17 protein-coding genes and 1 tRNA gene are annotated in these 14,218 nt (G+C 46.4%); 9 read left to right on the forward strand and 9 right to left on the reverse strand.

The features are described 5' to 3' along the window. Positions 1-23: 23 nt before the first annotated feature. Both JQN59_RS14680 and JQN59_RS14685 read right to left on the reverse strand, forming a co-directional pair. Positions 24-386 carry a hypothetical protein gene (locus tag JQN59_RS14680; protein ID WP_008784315.1) on the reverse strand — a complete coding sequence of 121 codons (363 nt, stop codon included), beginning with the start codon at positions 384-386 and terminating at the stop codon, positions 24-26. Between the two features lie 70 nt (positions 387-456). Beyond that, a complete protein-coding gene (locus JQN59_RS14685) occupies positions 457-861 on the reverse strand; it encodes a VOC family protein (RefSeq protein WP_079934909.1) in 405 nt (134 codons plus the stop codon). Positions 862-1,257: 396 nt separating this feature from the next. Here JQN59_RS14685 and dsbA point away from each other — a divergent pair, with 396 nt between their 5' ends. The 4 genes from dsbA to JQN59_RS14705 all read left to right on the forward strand — a co-directional run bounded on the left by dsbA (position 1,258) and on the right by JQN59_RS14705 (position 4,108). Continuing rightward, positions 1,258-1,881: a thiol:disulfide interchange protein DsbA gene (gene dsbA, locus JQN59_RS14690; protein ID WP_048227053.1), complete on the forward strand. Its 624-nt coding sequence runs from the start codon at positions 1,258-1,260 to the stop codon at positions 1,879-1,881. Between the two features lie 205 nt (positions 1,882-2,086). Further along, positions 2,087-3,007, forward strand: a complete 921-nt coding sequence (cbpA, locus tag JQN59_RS14695; RefSeq protein ID WP_128317619.1) for a curved DNA-binding protein — start codon at positions 2,087-2,089, stop codon at positions 3,005-3,007. After that, positions 3,007-3,300 carry a chaperone modulator CbpM gene (gene cbpM / locus JQN59_RS14700; protein WP_003832033.1) on the forward strand — a complete coding sequence of 98 codons (294 nt, stop codon included), beginning with the start codon at positions 3,007-3,009 and terminating at the stop codon, positions 3,298-3,300. The genes cbpA and cbpM overlap by 1 nt, the downstream gene beginning before the upstream one ends. Before the next feature lie 121 nt (positions 3,301-3,421). Continuing rightward, positions 3,422-4,108 (forward strand): Crp/Fnr family transcriptional regulator, encoded by a 687-nt coding sequence (locus tag JQN59_RS14705; protein WP_003832031.1) that lies wholly within the window; start codon positions 3,422-3,424, stop codon positions 4,106-4,108. 47 nt (positions 4,109-4,155) lie between these two features. On the opposite strand, the gene JQN59_RS14710 is transcribed toward JQN59_RS14705, so the two are convergent. From JQN59_RS14710 to JQN59_RS14725, 4 genes are all read right to left on the reverse strand, one after another. Next, the gene (locus tag JQN59_RS14710) at positions 4,156-4,992 is read right to left on the reverse strand and encodes a nucleoside-specific channel-forming Tsx family protein (RefSeq protein WP_149607831.1); all 837 of its coding nucleotides are present in this window, start codon (positions 4,990-4,992) and stop codon (positions 4,156-4,158) included. Positions 4,993-5,088: 96 nt separating this feature from the next. Continuing rightward, entirely contained in the window at positions 5,089-6,243 is a 1,155-nt protein-coding gene (gene tsgA, locus JQN59_RS14715; RefSeq protein ID WP_149607832.1) for an MFS transporter TsgA, read from the reverse strand. Positions 6,244-6,281: 38 nt separating this feature from the next. Then, positions 6,282-6,989, reverse strand: a complete 708-nt coding sequence (gene deoD, locus JQN59_RS14720; protein WP_048214493.1) for a purine-nucleoside phosphorylase — start codon at positions 6,987-6,989, stop codon at positions 6,282-6,284. Positions 6,990-7,151: 162 nt separating this feature from the next. Further along, on the reverse strand, positions 7,152-7,511 hold the full coding sequence (locus tag JQN59_RS14725) for a YcgJ family protein (protein WP_149607833.1): 360 nt from the start codon (positions 7,509-7,511) through the stop codon (positions 7,152-7,154). A 213-nt stretch (positions 7,512-7,724) separates the two neighbouring features. On the opposite strand from JQN59_RS14725, the gene JQN59_RS14730 reads away from it, so the two are divergent. From JQN59_RS14730 to JQN59_RS14740, 3 genes are read left to right on the forward strand one after another with little or no spacing between them, the layout of a single operon-like run. Next, positions 7,725-8,087: a GtrA family protein gene (locus tag JQN59_RS14730; protein ID WP_149607834.1), complete on the forward strand. Its 363-nt coding sequence runs from the start codon at positions 7,725-7,727 to the stop codon at positions 8,085-8,087. Further along, entirely contained in the window at positions 8,084-9,007 is a 924-nt protein-coding gene (locus JQN59_RS14735) for a glycosyltransferase family 2 protein (RefSeq protein WP_048214496.1), read from the forward strand. Before JQN59_RS14730 ends, JQN59_RS14735 begins: the two co-directional genes overlap by 4 nt. Before the next feature lies 1 nt (position 9,008). After that, positions 9,009-10,451 carry a glucosyltransferase domain-containing protein gene (locus JQN59_RS14740; RefSeq protein WP_149607835.1) on the forward strand — a complete coding sequence of 481 codons (1,443 nt, stop codon included), beginning with the start codon at positions 9,009-9,011 and terminating at the stop codon, positions 10,449-10,451. 261 nt (positions 10,452-10,712) lie between these two features. Here the strand turns inward: JQN59_RS14740 and JQN59_RS14745 are convergent. Together JQN59_RS14745 and JQN59_RS14750 are read right to left on the reverse strand one after the other, a co-directional pair. Beyond that, positions 10,713-10,800, reverse strand: a tRNA-Ser gene (locus JQN59_RS14745). Positions 10,801-10,942: 142 nt separating this feature from the next. Next, complete coding sequence (locus tag JQN59_RS14750; protein ID WP_149607836.1) at positions 10,943-12,571, reverse strand: ABC transporter substrate-binding protein; 1,629 nt, start codon at positions 12,569-12,571, stop codon at positions 10,943-10,945. Between the two features lie 270 nt (positions 12,572-12,841). Here JQN59_RS14750 and yccA point away from each other — a divergent pair, with 270 nt between their 5' ends. Continuing rightward, positions 12,842-13,501, forward strand: a complete 660-nt coding sequence (yccA, locus tag JQN59_RS14755; RefSeq protein ID WP_008784297.1) for an FtsH protease modulator YccA — start codon at positions 12,842-12,844, stop codon at positions 13,499-13,501. Between the two features lie 88 nt (positions 13,502-13,589). Next, positions 13,590-13,919 (forward strand): sulfurtransferase TusE, encoded by a 330-nt coding sequence (tusE, locus tag JQN59_RS14760; protein WP_008784296.1) that lies wholly within the window; start codon positions 13,590-13,592, stop codon positions 13,917-13,919. Here tusE and yccX read toward each other — a convergent pair. Next, a complete protein-coding gene (yccX, locus tag JQN59_RS14765) occupies positions 13,916-14,197 on the reverse strand; it encodes an acylphosphatase (protein WP_020996508.1) in 282 nt (93 codons plus the stop codon). The genes tusE and yccX overlap by 4 nt on opposite strands. Positions 14,198-14,218 lie beyond the last annotated feature (21 nt).

Genomic DNA, 14,218 nt, shown 5'->3' on the forward strand with positions numbered 1-14,218 from the left:
AACAGTCAGCAACGGCTGTTCTGTCATTCACGGAAGACGCAAAATCGGAGATGCACCCGGAGAGTGGGCGGCGAGATGGCTCGCGGTGGGAAAAAAGGTAGACGAAACGCCCGCACTGGCGCCAGCAACGACAGCAGCAGGCACAGCACCAGAATAGCACCTTCAAACAGTACTGGTGGCGCAGCCAGTAATGATTTCGCACTCAGTTCACAAGGGGTAACGGGTGAGGCCTCATCGGTCTGCACTTGTGCGCTGGCGACAACGCTTGTAACGGCGGTGTCCATCTGCAACGCGTGCAGGCCCGCCATGCGTTGTGCGGTGCAAACCATCACCACAACACATGCCAGACAGAGGAACCACCATCCCATCCGTTGACGTTTCGCCATTATACCCTCACTCATTGATGCGAGTTATCTTAACCACTCGCCAGGTTTTGGCAACCTTTACGCTGTAAAGTTATGTCCTGCCATCTGCTGGATATACCGCGATTTCAATCAGATTGAGATCGGGATCCCTGACATACACCGAGCGAATAGGTCCTGTCGCACCGGTACGTGCAACGGGCCCTTCAATAATCTCGACCCCGTGGGTTTGAAACGTCTCCATCACCTCTTCCAGCGTACGCGTGGTGATAAAACATAAATCCAGCGCCCCCGGCGTTGGCGCGTAGGCTTTGGGTTCAAACTCTTTTCCCCGAATGTGGAGATTGATTTTCTGATTGCCAAAGACAAAGGCTTTCCGACCTTGCGCGAAGGTTTCCAGCCTCATGCCTAAAAGCTCGACATAGAAACGAACGCAAGCCTCTTCATGATTGGTGGTTAGTACCAGGTGATCCAGGTGGTCGATCATAGCGATATCCATTTGGGTTGCTCATCTCTGACACTTACCCTATACATTCACGCGCGACAAGAAAAAGAAAATCTACGGAGTTATTTGCAGAACTTAACGCAACAACCTGCAATTCACGCTTTAAAAACGAAATGATAATTAATCATATTTTCGTCTTTTTTTATTACACTATAACATTGCTAAAAGTACGCCTGAAAATATCACGCAAGTTATCATTCACTATTTACGAAGAGTGCATGTAGATATTTCCATGACAGTACACAAATAATGCCCACCACGTACTGATGCGTAAATGAAAGTAAGGGTCAGCGCATTTCCAGAGAATTACCTTATTATATTCAGACGCAATGAATAACGTATTCATTAGCAGATAATTTGTTTATTAAATGTTATTTAGAGTATATGGAAATGAAAAGATATTTATTACCCCTGATTGGGTTACTTTTTACAGTTAGCGCTCAGGCAGCATCATTTACCGACGGCAAAGAGTATATCTCACTGGAAAAACCTGTCGCTTCCGCTCCAGCCGCACTGAAGTTTTTCTCATTCTATTGCCCTTCCTGTTATCAGTACGATGAAGTTTTTGAAATCACTGATAACGTGAAAAAAGTATTGCCTGCAGATGTCAAACTCACCGAATACCACGTCGACTTTTTAGGTCCGCTGGGGCAAGACATGACCCACGCCTGGTCCGTCGCCATGCTGTTGAACGTACAAGATAAAGTTAAGCCGTTGCTTTTTGATGCCGTTCAGAAAAAACAAACCGTTAAAACAGCGGAGGATATTCGTAACGTATTTATCAGCGCGGGCGTCAGCGCCAGTGATTATGATGCGGCATGGAATAGCTTTGCCGTGAAATCACTGACCGCTAAGCAGCAAGAAATGGCGAAGGCAGTTGATTTAACCGGTGTGCCCGCCATTTTTATCAACGGAAAATATATGATCAATCCAAAAGGACTGAAGTCAGATGACCTTAATGCATTCGTGCAAAACTATGCTGATACGGTCCGCTTCCTGATAAGCAAATCCTGATGTTTAGCTAATCTCATTTTTCGCACCACACAACAGATGACGTAACCTCAACTGCGCTGTTGGTGGTGCAATGCCTGCATCGTTTATCGCAATATCCTCCCTTCCCGGTTGGCATACGCCGTTATCAGGATTACCCTAAAAGTAGCGGTGATACCTGTTGTCAGGTTTCACCTTCTGCAAGTGTTGATTTACACGAGAGAACGCTATGGAATTAAAGGATTATTACGCCATTATGGGCGTGAAACCGACAGACGATCTCAAGACAATCAAGACCGCCTATCGTCGACTCGCCCGTAAATATCATCCAGATGTCAGCAAAGAGACTGACGCGGAGGCCCGGTTTAAAGAGGTTGCAGAAGCCTGGGAAGTATTGAGTGATGAGCAGCGACGCGCCGAGTACGACCAGCTGTGGCAGCACCGCAACGACCCACAGTTCAGCCGTCAATTCCAGCAAGGAGAGAATCAAAGCTACAGCGCCGAAGATTTCGACGATATCTTCTCCTCCATTTTTGGCCAGCGTGCGCACCAGTCGCGCCAGCGCCCTGCCAGCCGCGGGCACGATATCGAAATTGAAGTTGCCGTATTCCTCGAAGAAACGCTTACTGAACATAGCCGCACTATCAGTTACAACCTGCCAGTCTATAATGCGTTTGGCATGGTAGAACGAGAAATTCCTAAAACGCTGAATGTGAAAATTCCGGCTGGCGTCGGTAACGGTCAGCGTATCCGTCTGAAAGGCCAGGGCACCCCCGGCGAAAACGGTGGGCCGAACGGTGATTTGTGGCTGGTGATTCATATTGCACCGCATCCGCTGTTCGATATCGTTAATCAGGATCTGGAAGTTGTCGTTCCCCTCGCGCCATGGGAAGCTGCGCTGGGTGCGAAAGTAACCGTTCCGACGCTGAAAGAGAGCATCCTGCTGACCATTCCTGCAGGCAGTCAGGCCGGTCAGCGGCTACGCATTAAGGGCAAGGGTCTGGTAAGTAAAAAACATACCGGCGATTTGTATGCGGTGATAAAGATCGTCATGCCACCGAAACCTGACGACGCCAGTGCCGCCCTGTGGCAACAACTGGCGGATGCACAAAAGGCCTTTGATCCGCGCAAAGAGTGGGGGAAAGCATAATGGCTAACGTTACCGTCACTTTTACCATTACCGAATTTTGTCTGTACACCGGTGTGTCAGAAGAAGAACTGCATGAGATTGTCGGCTTAGGGGTGATAGAACCCCATGAAGACGAGACGTTTGACGATCATGCGCTGACAGTCATGCGTCGCGCGGTGCGCCTGCGTCAGGAGCTGGAACTTGACTGGCCAGGGATTGCCGTTGCGCTGACGTTGCTGGAGGAGAACGCTCAGTTACGCCAGGAAAACCGCCTGCTGCGCCAGCGCCTGTCTCGCTTTATCAGCCATCCGTAGTGTGTCAGGACCAGCATGGTGCTGGTCCTTTTATTATCCGCCCCGCGCTCTTAATGACATTGCCCAGCAGATGGCATACATTCTGAGATAAGAATTATCTCAAACAATAAGACGTTGAGTCATGCAGCTTAAACCCCTCACGAAAGGTCGTTTTCACAACATCTGGCAGCAGGATGATGCCTTGATTGAGAAGATATTTCAGGAACTGCTCTCTGAAACGCAGATTATCCAGGAAGATGAGTATCTATACCGCCAGGGACAGGTTGTCGATCGACTGATCATGGTGCAATCCGGAAGAATTTCGCTGCGTTATAGCGCGGAGAATGGCCGCCGATTCCAGTTGGGCGCCATGGAATGCGACGAGCAGCTGTTTGGTGAAATGGAGTTTTTTACCGGGTATCGCTGCCAGCTTGATATCGTCGCGGAAGAACCACTGACCGTAGCGGTGTGCAGCTGTGACCGTCTGGAAGAAGCGCTGAATCAGCACCCCAGACTGGCAATATTTTTTGCCAGTGCAATGGCGATTGATTATCAGGATATGCTGGAAATCTTCCTGCACCGGATGCTCTACCCTATCGTACATAACGTGGCGTATGACCTGTATCGCCAGCATCAGAACAAGCAGCCGATGGATGGTTTCCATAAAAAATACCAGGAAGCTGAGCGATTCGGCACAACCGACCGGGTCTATCGGCGGGCGGTTAAAGCGCTGACGGATGCCGGGCTGGTAACGCGAACGAAGCAAGGACTGGAAATTAAGGATCTGGATGGGCTGCGTAAATTTCTCGGCAATGACATCATTGACTGACACACCAACTCTCGTTAACAGAATATTGGTGTGTCATTTCGGCGCAATCAGAACTTATAGGTGAGGCTGAAATAGTGACCGAGCCCGGTGGTACGCCCTGCTCCGCCGTGGTTTTCCATCAATGCCATGTTACGGAAATACTTCAGGCCATAACCGACTGCATAATGCTCTGAATGCCAGTAGATACCGTTATACCATTCAATTGCGTTATTGCTGTATAACGGTTGATTAGCAATCTTATTCGCGGCGAACTGGTAGTCAAAGTACCCCTGATAGTTCAGATAACTGCCGTTGGAAAAGGTATAGAATGGCGTCGACCAGTTAGTCGAGAACATATAGCCATCCCACTTTCCTTCGTTATCCGCACCGTAGTTTTCACGAACATAGTGCGCATAGATGTTCATTCCCACCAGACCAAACCACGGGACCTTCACATCTGTACCCAGGCCAACGTAATGTTCAAATAATTCCCGGTCGCCAATGTTATTTACCGTTGCAATATAGAATTCGTTAAACGGCCCAACGGATAAATCTTTATTAAAAATGGCGTCCAGGGAAAAACGCGGAGATATCTTGGCAAAGAAGTTATCCCCCCCATGACGATCGTCCTGTTCGCGATCCAAAATATCAAAGAAATCCACATAACCGTACAGATCGATAATGCCAGAGCGTGCACCAAACTCCAGTTCCAGATAGGTATCATTACGAATACCATATGGCACTTTCGCATCCACACTTTGCATTAAGTTCATCTGCATCCAGTTAAAATCATTTTTACGGATGTTGCCATCGGTATAATCAGCCGCGAATGCTTGCATACAGCTTATTGCCACTACTGCACCCAGGATTGTTTTTTTAATCATTAATTTATTCTTTTTCAGCATTTTTCAATTCCTTTGAGTAAGGTTGAGTATCGCCCCACCATATAAATAGTGTGGCGACTGGCTATTTAATTAAAGAGGTAAGTGTTATTAGTGCTTTTAATTACGTTTGAGTTTTAATGTCACCATTAACATGACAAAGATAATTAAATACAACACCGGTATTGCGTACATAATTTTCTGTAATCCCATTGTTTTTTCCATGAGCGCGCTGATCGCCGGACTAAACATTGCCCCGGCACTGCCGCTAATTAAAATATAAGAAACGTTCTGACTGCTCGCGCGCTTCACGAAAGAAACACCGTAGGCAATAAATGAGTTATACAGCGCAGCACAGACAAACCCGTAACTGTAGGCCAGATAATCAAGTCCTGAGATATTATCCTTCGTGACGATAATTGTAGTAATAATGCTAGCCAGCAGAATAATACTTAGCAGGAAATAATGTATCTTCACCCGAGAAACAATGACGGTTGATACTAATGCTCCGACCAGCGCAGCGCCCCAGTATTGCGTAATAATATTACCTGCTTCTTCAAAGGGAATGCCAAATTTGTTCTTCACAAATAATGGTGCCCAGGTCAGGAAGGTGTACAGCGCCAGCATACCTAAGAACAGGCCAATGCCTCCGCTGATGATCCCTGGATTCCACTCCGATTTTACCTTGTCTGTCCGATCTGCCGTGGGAGCCGCCTCGCAGGCAGTAAAGCGGGTGAGCGCTACAACGCCCAGCGTGAGTAAGGCCACCATACCCACGCTCAGATAGCTGTAACTCCACGACATATTGTGCGTCAGGGCGAAGGTCGTGATCAGCGGAAAAACCACGCCCGCAACGTTGAAAGTGGCGTCCTGCACCACCAGCATCGTACTTTGAATACGATCCTGCCAGACCGATACCACAATCGTTCCCGCCACGCACAGACCGATCCCACCGCACAAACCCACCAGGGTCATGGCGACCATCACAGGCCATAAGCCAGGGCTTAAATGCATTACCAGAGCGCAAAGGAACACTATCGAATAGATAATGAGCGTCATACGCTTCACACCGATTTTCTCAATCAGGAAAAAGGCGGCGATAGTGCCGGCTAATGCTCCACCATTGAGCAACGAAAATATCGAAGCAACGGTATTCACATCGGCACCGTAGCGTACTGCAATCGGTTCGATTAGCATACCGAACTGACTGGCAAACCCTGCCATAATAAAATTTGCCAGAAAACTAATCAGCGTAAGTGCTATTTTATTCTTCATATAATGCCATCTCTGATTGGTTCAATTAAAAGCCGGAACTAAGCGGTAACAGCAGTATTTAGCGCCAGCTCAATCATGTTGTTAAAGGTCAATTGTCGTTCTTCTGCGGTTGTTTCTTCTCCGGTCAGGCAATGATCGGAGACAGTTAAAATAGCCAGCGCTTCAATATTAAACTGATGCGCTAAAGCGTATAAGCCTGCTACTTCCATATCTACACCCAGCACACCGAACTTTTCCAATGCCGGTATTAAATTTTCGTCAGGATCGTAATAAAGATCGCCGCTGAAAACATTGCCGACTTTAATATCGATACCGGCCTTCTGTGCCAGCGTCCACGCCTGCTGCAATAATGGGAAATAGGCGGATGTTGCCATCGCATAGCCTGCGCTACGTTTTAAATTTGTGACTGAATCCGTTCCGGCGGCGACGGCCAGGATAATATCGCGCATTTTGACATGATGTTGTGTTGCCCCTAAACTGCCGACGCGAATAATTCTTTGCACACCAAAATCATGTACCAGTTCATGGGCATAAAGCGTCATTGAAGGAATGCCCATTCCATGTCCCATCACCGAAACAGGTTGCCCAAAATATAAACCGGTATAACCCAGCATATTACGTACATTGGTGACTTCGCGGTAATCCATTAGATAATTTTCGGCAATAAATTTAGCGCGGAGCGGATCGCCCGGCATAATAACGGTTGGCGCGAAATCACCTGGCCTGGCATTAATATGTGCAGTCATAACAATTCCTGAATTATGGGTATTGAAGATATGCAGGGATTGTAACCAGACGTTTGTGAGGTGATTGAGGACAAAAGTCCTGCTCAGAGGATCGGCCTCTCATTTTTGAGAGTTAGTGTTGTAGTGCCCCCGCAATACAGGCTGGGGACACGTCAGAGATTGTCAGGGCTTGTCGACCTTTCCGAACAATAACGCGGTGTAATGGGTGTTTATTTTACCGCTGCGCTTACCGTCGGTGCCGAAATAGCGGTCATCCCGACACAAACGTTCGTTGGTGTCACAAAACAGGCCACCGCGGAATGTAAAAGCCGAGGTATCGAACTGTCCGGCAGCTGCCAGTTTTTCGCCCTGCTGCTTGCCAAGATATTTCGTGGTCAACGCCACCGACAAACCGTGTTCATCGGCACAGATGGTTTTATCGCACAATACGCCCGGCACTGGACTGTTTAGCCCAGTCGTTGCTGCGTACGCCGACAATGACAGAATGCTTAGCGCCAGCAAGGTGCCAACTTTTATCATCATAATCTCCTTATATCAGCTGACTTGCGCCAAAAGTATAAAGCAAAAAGCGGGGGGCTTTCGGCAACCTATTCTTACAGATGACGTGGCTGTGGCATTTACAGCCCCTTTATCATCACCAAATGACTCTGCTTACTGCGCTGACTGGCGTCAACATGTCGATCTGGTTTTACATCAATGTTAAACTCCCTTCCTTCCTGTTAAGCGTTTTTAATCATGATAAAACTACTTTCTCGCTACATTTCCGTCGGAATCGTAAACACGGCATTGCATTGGGCCGTGTTCGGCATCATGGTGTACATCATGAAAAATGACCAAGCTGTGAGCAATGTAGTGGCATTCTTATGCGCAGTAACATTTTCATTTTTTGCTAACGCAAAATTCACCTTCAATGCAAAAGCCACCAGCAGAGGATACATACTGTTTGTTGGTTTTATGGGGTTGTTGAGTTTCATCTCCGGTCAGATTTCCGATCGCTTTAGCATTTCCCCACTCATAACGCTGATTGAGTTCTCCTCAATCAGCTTAGTATGTGGGTTTGTATACTCTAAATTTGTTGTTTTTAGGGATCCGAAATGAAAATTTCTCTGATAGTGCCAGTCTTCAATGAAGAAGATACAATACCTATTTTCTACAAGACGGTGCGAGGATACGAAGAACTAAAAAAGTACGATGTTGAAATTGTGTTTATCAACGACGGTAGCAAAGATGCTACAGAATCAATTATTAATGCCCTTGCCTTATCTGATTCGCTCGTTGTTCCCGTTTCATTCACACGTAATTTTGGAAAAGAAGCCGCCATATTTGCAGGCCTGGAATGTTCCACTGGCGAAGCCGTTATCCCAATCGATGTCGACCTACAGGATCCAATTGAAACAATTCCATTGATGATAAATAAATGGTTATCGGGTGCAGATATTGTACTGGCAAAGCGTGCGGACCGTTCTACAGATGGCAAACTTAAGCGAAAAACCGCTGAATGGTTCTATAAATTGCACAATAAAATAAGCGACCCGAAGATCGAAGAGAACGTTGGTGACTTCAGACTCATGTCCCGCGATGTCGTAGAAAATATCAAACTCATGCCGGAACGTAATCTCTTTATGAAGGGTGTTCTTAGCTGGGTGGGAGGTCGTACTGACGTAGTGGAGTACACTCGAGCAGGCCGCATAGCCGGTAAATCAAAGTTTAATGGCTGGAAATTGTGGAATCTCGCACTCGAAGGTATTACCAGCTTTTCAACGTTCCCACTCCGAATTTGGACTTACATTGGTTTTTTTGTCGCCACTTTATCCTTCTTATTCGGCGCATGGATGATTATAGACAAAATATTTTGGGGCAATCCGGTAGCGGGATATCCATCTATTATTGTTTCAATTCTTTTCCTGGGCGGTATTCAGTTAATTGGAATCGGTGTACTCGGGGAGTACATAGGTAGAATATATATTGAAACCAAACAAAGACCGCGCTACATAGTTAAAAAACAAGATGGGATTTAACATGTTTTCTAAATTCGATAAAAAATTATTTTTTATTTATTCAGGACTGGCTCTCCTATTTATTTACCCTCTAATTCAAGCTGGAATATATTATAGAGATGATTTAGACAGATCGATCACTGGAAACTACGGCTGGCGAGGTTTAGGTCGACCTTTTGCGGATGTTATAGCAAGAATTTTTTCTGCAAGTGGCCACTACAATCTAGATTTATTTCCTTATACCATGATCGCGTCCTGCATTCTCTTAGGAGCATCTTCACTTGCACTTAGTAAACATTTGATTAAATCAGATGTGCCTAACGCTAAAATAGTTGCCGCACTTTTAATATTCAACCCATTTATCCTGCAAAATATCGCTTATAGATACGATAGCCTGGGAATGTCTATTTCCTTTTTCGTGGCTGTAGTGGCATATACATACCAAAATAAAAACTTGACACTAGAGATAGCAATAAAGTTGATAGCGGGTGTATTATCCTTAACATTGTATCAACCGTGTGCAAATATTTTCATCGGTTTGCTGGCTGTTGACGTAATAATTATCGCAATAAAAAAACAGACACATATCAAAGAATCGGTAATATTTTTATTTAAAAAAACAATTTTATTTATCTCATTTTATCTTATCTACATGATTTTCTTCTCTCCAAAACACAACTCGCGCTCAGAGTTAATATCTTTGGATAAGGGAGGATTTGAGCACCTAATCGGAACATTAACCTCTTTAAAAGCAATAACCCTTTCATATTTTTACCACCCTGTTTACATTTACTTTGCTATTCCGATACTAATTAGCCTGGTGTTTATGCTCATTTCTTATCGCACAAACATAGGGAGTATAGTATCCTTTATTTTGTATAGTGGATTGTCTTTTTTAATATTCATTATATCTCTTATGGGGCCAACTATATTACTTCAGGATGCACCGGTACTCCCCCGTACCTTAGTATCATTTTCAGTCATATTGGTTATAATTGCTATACCCATTATGCATTTTGCTCCACGCTTTAAATATGCAGCATTGATACCGGTTATTGCTTCACTTGCTTTTAGTGCTCAACTAAGCAACACAATGAAATCACAACAAGAATACGAAGATTTTGTTTTTAACATGATTGCGCAAGATATTGCCAATCATAAAAACATCGTATCTATTGGTACTGTCGGTCAATTAAATATAAATGAAAGAGCAAAGCTAATAGTAGAGAGCAAACCGCTCATAGGTTACTTCGTTTTCCCAGCCACTGAATTCTTAGCGTCCTTTCAATTGATCAATAAAGGATTAACACAAACACGACATGGTTATACTGATGTGAATGACAGCAAAAATCAATTTGCAGATATGATTAACAAAGGAATTAAACCTGTATCATCTAATGAATATTATTCATTATTCATCTCAGATAACACCGCTATCGTCTACTTAGGTAAATTTAACAATTAACGATTACAAGCCCTCACACCTAAATGTGGAGGGCTTTGTTTTTGAAGAAGTTTCTACACCAGTCATTTCAAGTGATATCAGGGATTACCATAGCTCACTCAGGCTGGGCTGGAAAATATGATGGCTGCTTACGTTATTCAGTTTACTTGCCAAATATAGAGCATGTAATGCGCTTCGGCACCACCGACATTCACGACACCCTGTTTTAAATCTTTCTCAAAAGCAAAAAGGGGTTACCTTTCGGTAACCCCTTTTCATGTTTGGCGGAAGCGTAGAGATTCGAACTCTAGAACCCTTTCGGGTCGCCGGTTTTCAAGACCGGTGCCTTCAACCGCTCGGCCACGCTTCCAATGAGGCGCACTATAAACATCCCGAACGGACCTGTAAAGCACCAATGTGTTCGTTTGCCTGAAAAATAGCCAAAATGTTGTTAATCGACTGAAATAACAACAGATTGACCATTTAATCAGCACGAATACCGGCTATAGCGCTTAATGTTTTTTGATGTACATATCTTTGGTGTAGTAATTTCCCCGGTTATCCGGCGCAAATCCCCCCACCCACGGCTTCACCAGATGCGTGCGGACATAGTGGTAAACCGGAATCGCGGGCACATCCTCACCTAAAAGGTCTTCAGCCTGCTGATAGTATTTGCCGCGTTCTTCCAGTGAACTTGCTTTCGCCGCATTACGCATCGCTTCATCAAAGGCGGGGTTACTGTACTTAGTGGTGTTCTCGCTATCACCGGTCCGGAAGATATTGAGGAAACTTGAGGCATCATCATAGTCGGCTATCCACGCATAGCGCACGACGTCAAAATTACCGGTGTGCATAGTGTCCAGCATGGTTTTCCATTCCTGGTTTTGCAGCTTCGCCTCGACGCCAAGGTTTTTCTTCCACATCGACGATGCGGCAATCGCAATACGCTGGTGCGTTTCGAAGGTGTTGTAGAGCAGATTTAAGCTAAGCGGATGCTCAGGACCAAAACCGGCTTCAGCCAGCAGTTTTTTGGCTTCAGCAATACGTTTTTCGAGCGGCCATGACGCATACTCCGGCGCATGCAGTTTCACCCCACCTATTTCCGGCTGGCTGATAACCCACGCTGCTCGCTGCCCCTGCCCCATCACCTTTTGCGCAATGATGTCTTTATCCAACGCCATATTCAGCGCCCGGCGCACGCGCGGATCATTAAACGGCGCGCGGGTTGTATTGAACTGATAGTAATACGTTGAAAGCTGAGGCGAGACATGCAGTTCATCCCCCATTGTTTCTTTCAGTTGCGTGAACTGGTTAACCGGTACGCTATACACAATGTCGATTTCACCGGCCTTATAGCGATTTACGTCAGCAGACTCTGAGCTAATAGGCAAATAAGTAACTTTATTAATAACCGTATGCCGATCGTCCCAGTAATGTGGGTTACGCTCGGCAACGATGCGCTCATTAACCACCCACTGCGATAATTTGTACGGCCCGCTGCTGACAAAATGCTCTGGCCGGGTCCACTTATCGCCAAAACGACCTATCAACACTTTATCCAGCGGGACCAGAGATGGATGCGCCAGCATCGCCAGAAACGCCGCCGTCGGTTGCGTCAGGGTAATTTCCAGCGTGGTATCATCCAGGGCTTTGACTCCCAGCGTAGCGGGATCTTTTTTCCCTTGGGCAATATCAACCGCGTTCGCAACGTGCATGTTGCCCAGATACGAAGCATAAGGTGAAGCCGTTTGCGGCGAAACCAGACGCTGCCAGCTCCAGACGACATCCTGTGCGGTAATAGCAGATCCATCTGACCAGGTTATGCCCGGGCGTAAATGGAAGGTCCAGACAGCGTTGCCTTTATTCTCCCAGGACGCGGCTAGACGGGGTTCGATAGACCCATCCTGCTTGACAGCCACCAGACCGTCGAACATATCGCTGATTAAATTAAACTCAACGTTGCTTTCAACTTTATGCGGATCCAGCGATGCCGGCTCACTGCCGTTGTTTCTGACCAGTTCCTGTTTTTCTGCCAGTAGTGTTCCTGCGGGAACATTTGCCGCCCTCGCCGCGCCGTTTATAGACATCAAACAGACAGCCAACAGCGTAAACGTCAATATCTTCGATTTATGTTGAATCATTCCCTTTACCTTATTGCTCTGTTTTATGTAGACACCGCTGTCACTGTCAAAGAGATTCAGGAATAACGCAATATTTTTCAGTTACCTGGTAGATAGCGATCTGACATTTTTGCACATACAGTGCTAACATCTAATTCGGGAACTTTTGTTGAAATAATATGCTTAAGTCTGGCGGGCTAAAATGCGTAAAGATGGGTAAAACCGCTGTGTCATTCCCCTTGATTTCATTATCCTCCATCATTAATTACATCTGTCATAAGAGAGTGACTCATGGATCGTATTATTAGTTCTTCGCGCGAGCGTACATCGCTACTCAGCACGCATAAGGTGCTGCGCAATACCTATTTCCTGCTCAGCCTGACGCTGGCGTTTTCAGCGATCACTGCGACCGCCAGTACCGTACTGATGTTACCTTCTCCGGGACTTATCCTGACGCTGGTGGGTATGTATGGCCTGATGTTCCTGACTTACAAAACGGCAGATAAACCGGTTGGTATTTTGTCAGCGTTCGCTTTCACTGGCTTCCTGGGCTACATCTTGGGACCGATGCTGAATACATACCTGTCCGCAGGCATGGGTGATGTTATCGCCATGGCGCTGGGCGGTACGGCGCTGGTCTTCTTCAGCTGCTCGGCCTATGTGCTGACCACGCGTAAAGATATGTCCTTCCTCGGCGGTATGCTGATGGCGGGTGTTGTAGTGGTGTTGATTGGTATGGTTGCCAATATCTTCCTGCAACTGCCAGCATTACATCTGGCAATCAGCGCGGTGTTCATTCTGATTTCTTCAGGCGCAATCCTGTTTGAAACCAGCAATATCATCCGCGGCGGTGAAACCAACTATATTCGTGCCACCGTTAGCCTGTATGTTTCGCTGTACAACATCTTCGTCAGCCTGCTGAGTATTCTGGGCTTCGCCAGCCGCGATTAAGATGTCCACACGCATTATCCAGCCCCGCTTATGCGGGGCTTTCTTTTTTGGTAAACTGCCGCCAGTTTGACTAACGCAGTGACGAATTATGTTGATCTTTGAAGGTAAAGAAATCAGTACCGATAGCGAAGGCTATCTGAAAGATACCACGCTGTGGAGCGAGGCGCTGGCGGAGAGAATCGCCGAAAACGAAGGCATTACGCTCTCCGCGGAACACTGGGAAGTGGTGCGTTTTGTCCGCGAGTTTTATCTGGAGTTTAATACCTCCCCCGCTATCCGCATGCTGGTAAAAGCAATGGCCAACAAGTTTGGCGAAGAGAAAGGCAACAGCCGTTATCTCTACCGCCTGTTCCCGAAAGGTCCGGCCAAGCAGGCGACTAAAATTGCCGGCCTGCCGAAACCGGTGAAATGTATTTAATAGCGGATACTAAATCCCTTTAGCTCGTCGCCAGGACGATGTGGTTCACTAAGAACCCGGTCAACCCTGGCGCTGCTCGGCCCCCCGGCTTTCAACCACTTCATCAGTTGTTCTACCCGGTCGCTTTCACCACAGGCGACAACCTCTACGCTGCCGTCATCCATATTCTTCGCGTAGCCGGTCAACCCCAGCCGTTGTGCTTCATGCTGGGTGGTGTAGCGAAATCCTACCCCCTGAACCCGGCCATAGACCCAGGCGATTATGCAGACTTTCGACATTGCGGTTCTCCTTATCATCAC

The sequence above is a fragment of the Citrobacter sp. B72 genome (genome assembly GCF_016894305.1).
GTDB classification, from domain to species: Bacteria; Pseudomonadota; Gammaproteobacteria; order Enterobacterales; family Enterobacteriaceae; genus Citrobacter; species Citrobacter portucalensis.

Bases quoted from the DNA above. Each gene is read 5' to 3' on its own strand.
- JQN59_RS14680 (WP_008784315.1), bottom strand. From the start codon at position 386: ATGGCGAAACGTCAACGGATGGGATGGTGGTTCCTCTGTCTGGCATGT.
- JQN59_RS14685 (WP_079934909.1), bottom strand. From the start codon at position 861: ATGGATATCGCTATGATCGACCACCTGGATCACCTGGTACTAACCACC.
- dsbA (WP_048227053.1), top strand. From the start codon at position 1,258: ATGAAAAGATATTTATTACCCCTGATTGGGTTACTTTTTACAGTTAGC.
- cbpA (WP_128317619.1), top strand. From the start codon at position 2,087: ATGGAATTAAAGGATTATTACGCCATTATGGGCGTGAAACCGACAGAC.
- cbpM (WP_003832033.1), top strand. From the start codon at position 3,007: ATGGCTAACGTTACCGTCACTTTTACCATTACCGAATTTTGTCTGTAC.
- JQN59_RS14705 (WP_003832031.1), top strand. From the start codon at position 3,422: ATGCAGCTTAAACCCCTCACGAAAGGTCGTTTTCACAACATCTGGCAG.
- JQN59_RS14710 (WP_149607831.1), bottom strand. From the start codon at position 4,992: ATGCTGAAAAAGAATAAATTAATGATTAAAAAAACAATCCTGGGTGCA.
- tsgA (WP_149607832.1), bottom strand. From the start codon at position 6,243: ATGAAGAATAAAATAGCACTTACGCTGATTAGTTTTCTGGCAAATTTT.
- deoD (WP_048214493.1), bottom strand. From the start codon at position 6,989: ATGACTGCACATATTAATGCCAGGCCAGGTGATTTCGCGCCAACCGTT.
- JQN59_RS14725 (WP_149607833.1), bottom strand. From the start codon at position 7,511: ATGATGATAAAAGTTGGCACCTTGCTGGCGCTAAGCATTCTGTCATTG.
- JQN59_RS14730 (WP_149607834.1), top strand. From the start codon at position 7,725: ATGATAAAACTACTTTCTCGCTACATTTCCGTCGGAATCGTAAACACG.
- JQN59_RS14735 (WP_048214496.1), top strand. From the start codon at position 8,084: ATGAAAATTTCTCTGATAGTGCCAGTCTTCAATGAAGAAGATACAATA.
- JQN59_RS14740 (WP_149607835.1), top strand. From the start codon at position 9,009: ATGTTTTCTAAATTCGATAAAAAATTATTTTTTATTTATTCAGGACTG.
- JQN59_RS14750 (WP_149607836.1), bottom strand. From the start codon at position 12,571: ATGATTCAACATAAATCGAAGATATTGACGTTTACGCTGTTGGCTGTC.
- yccA (WP_008784297.1), top strand. From the start codon at position 12,842: ATGGATCGTATTATTAGTTCTTCGCGCGAGCGTACATCGCTACTCAGC.
- tusE (WP_008784296.1), top strand. From the start codon at position 13,590: ATGTTGATCTTTGAAGGTAAAGAAATCAGTACCGATAGCGAAGGCTAT.
- yccX (WP_020996508.1), bottom strand. From the start codon at position 14,197: ATGTCGAAAGTCTGCATAATCGCCTGGGTCTATGGCCGGGTTCAGGGG.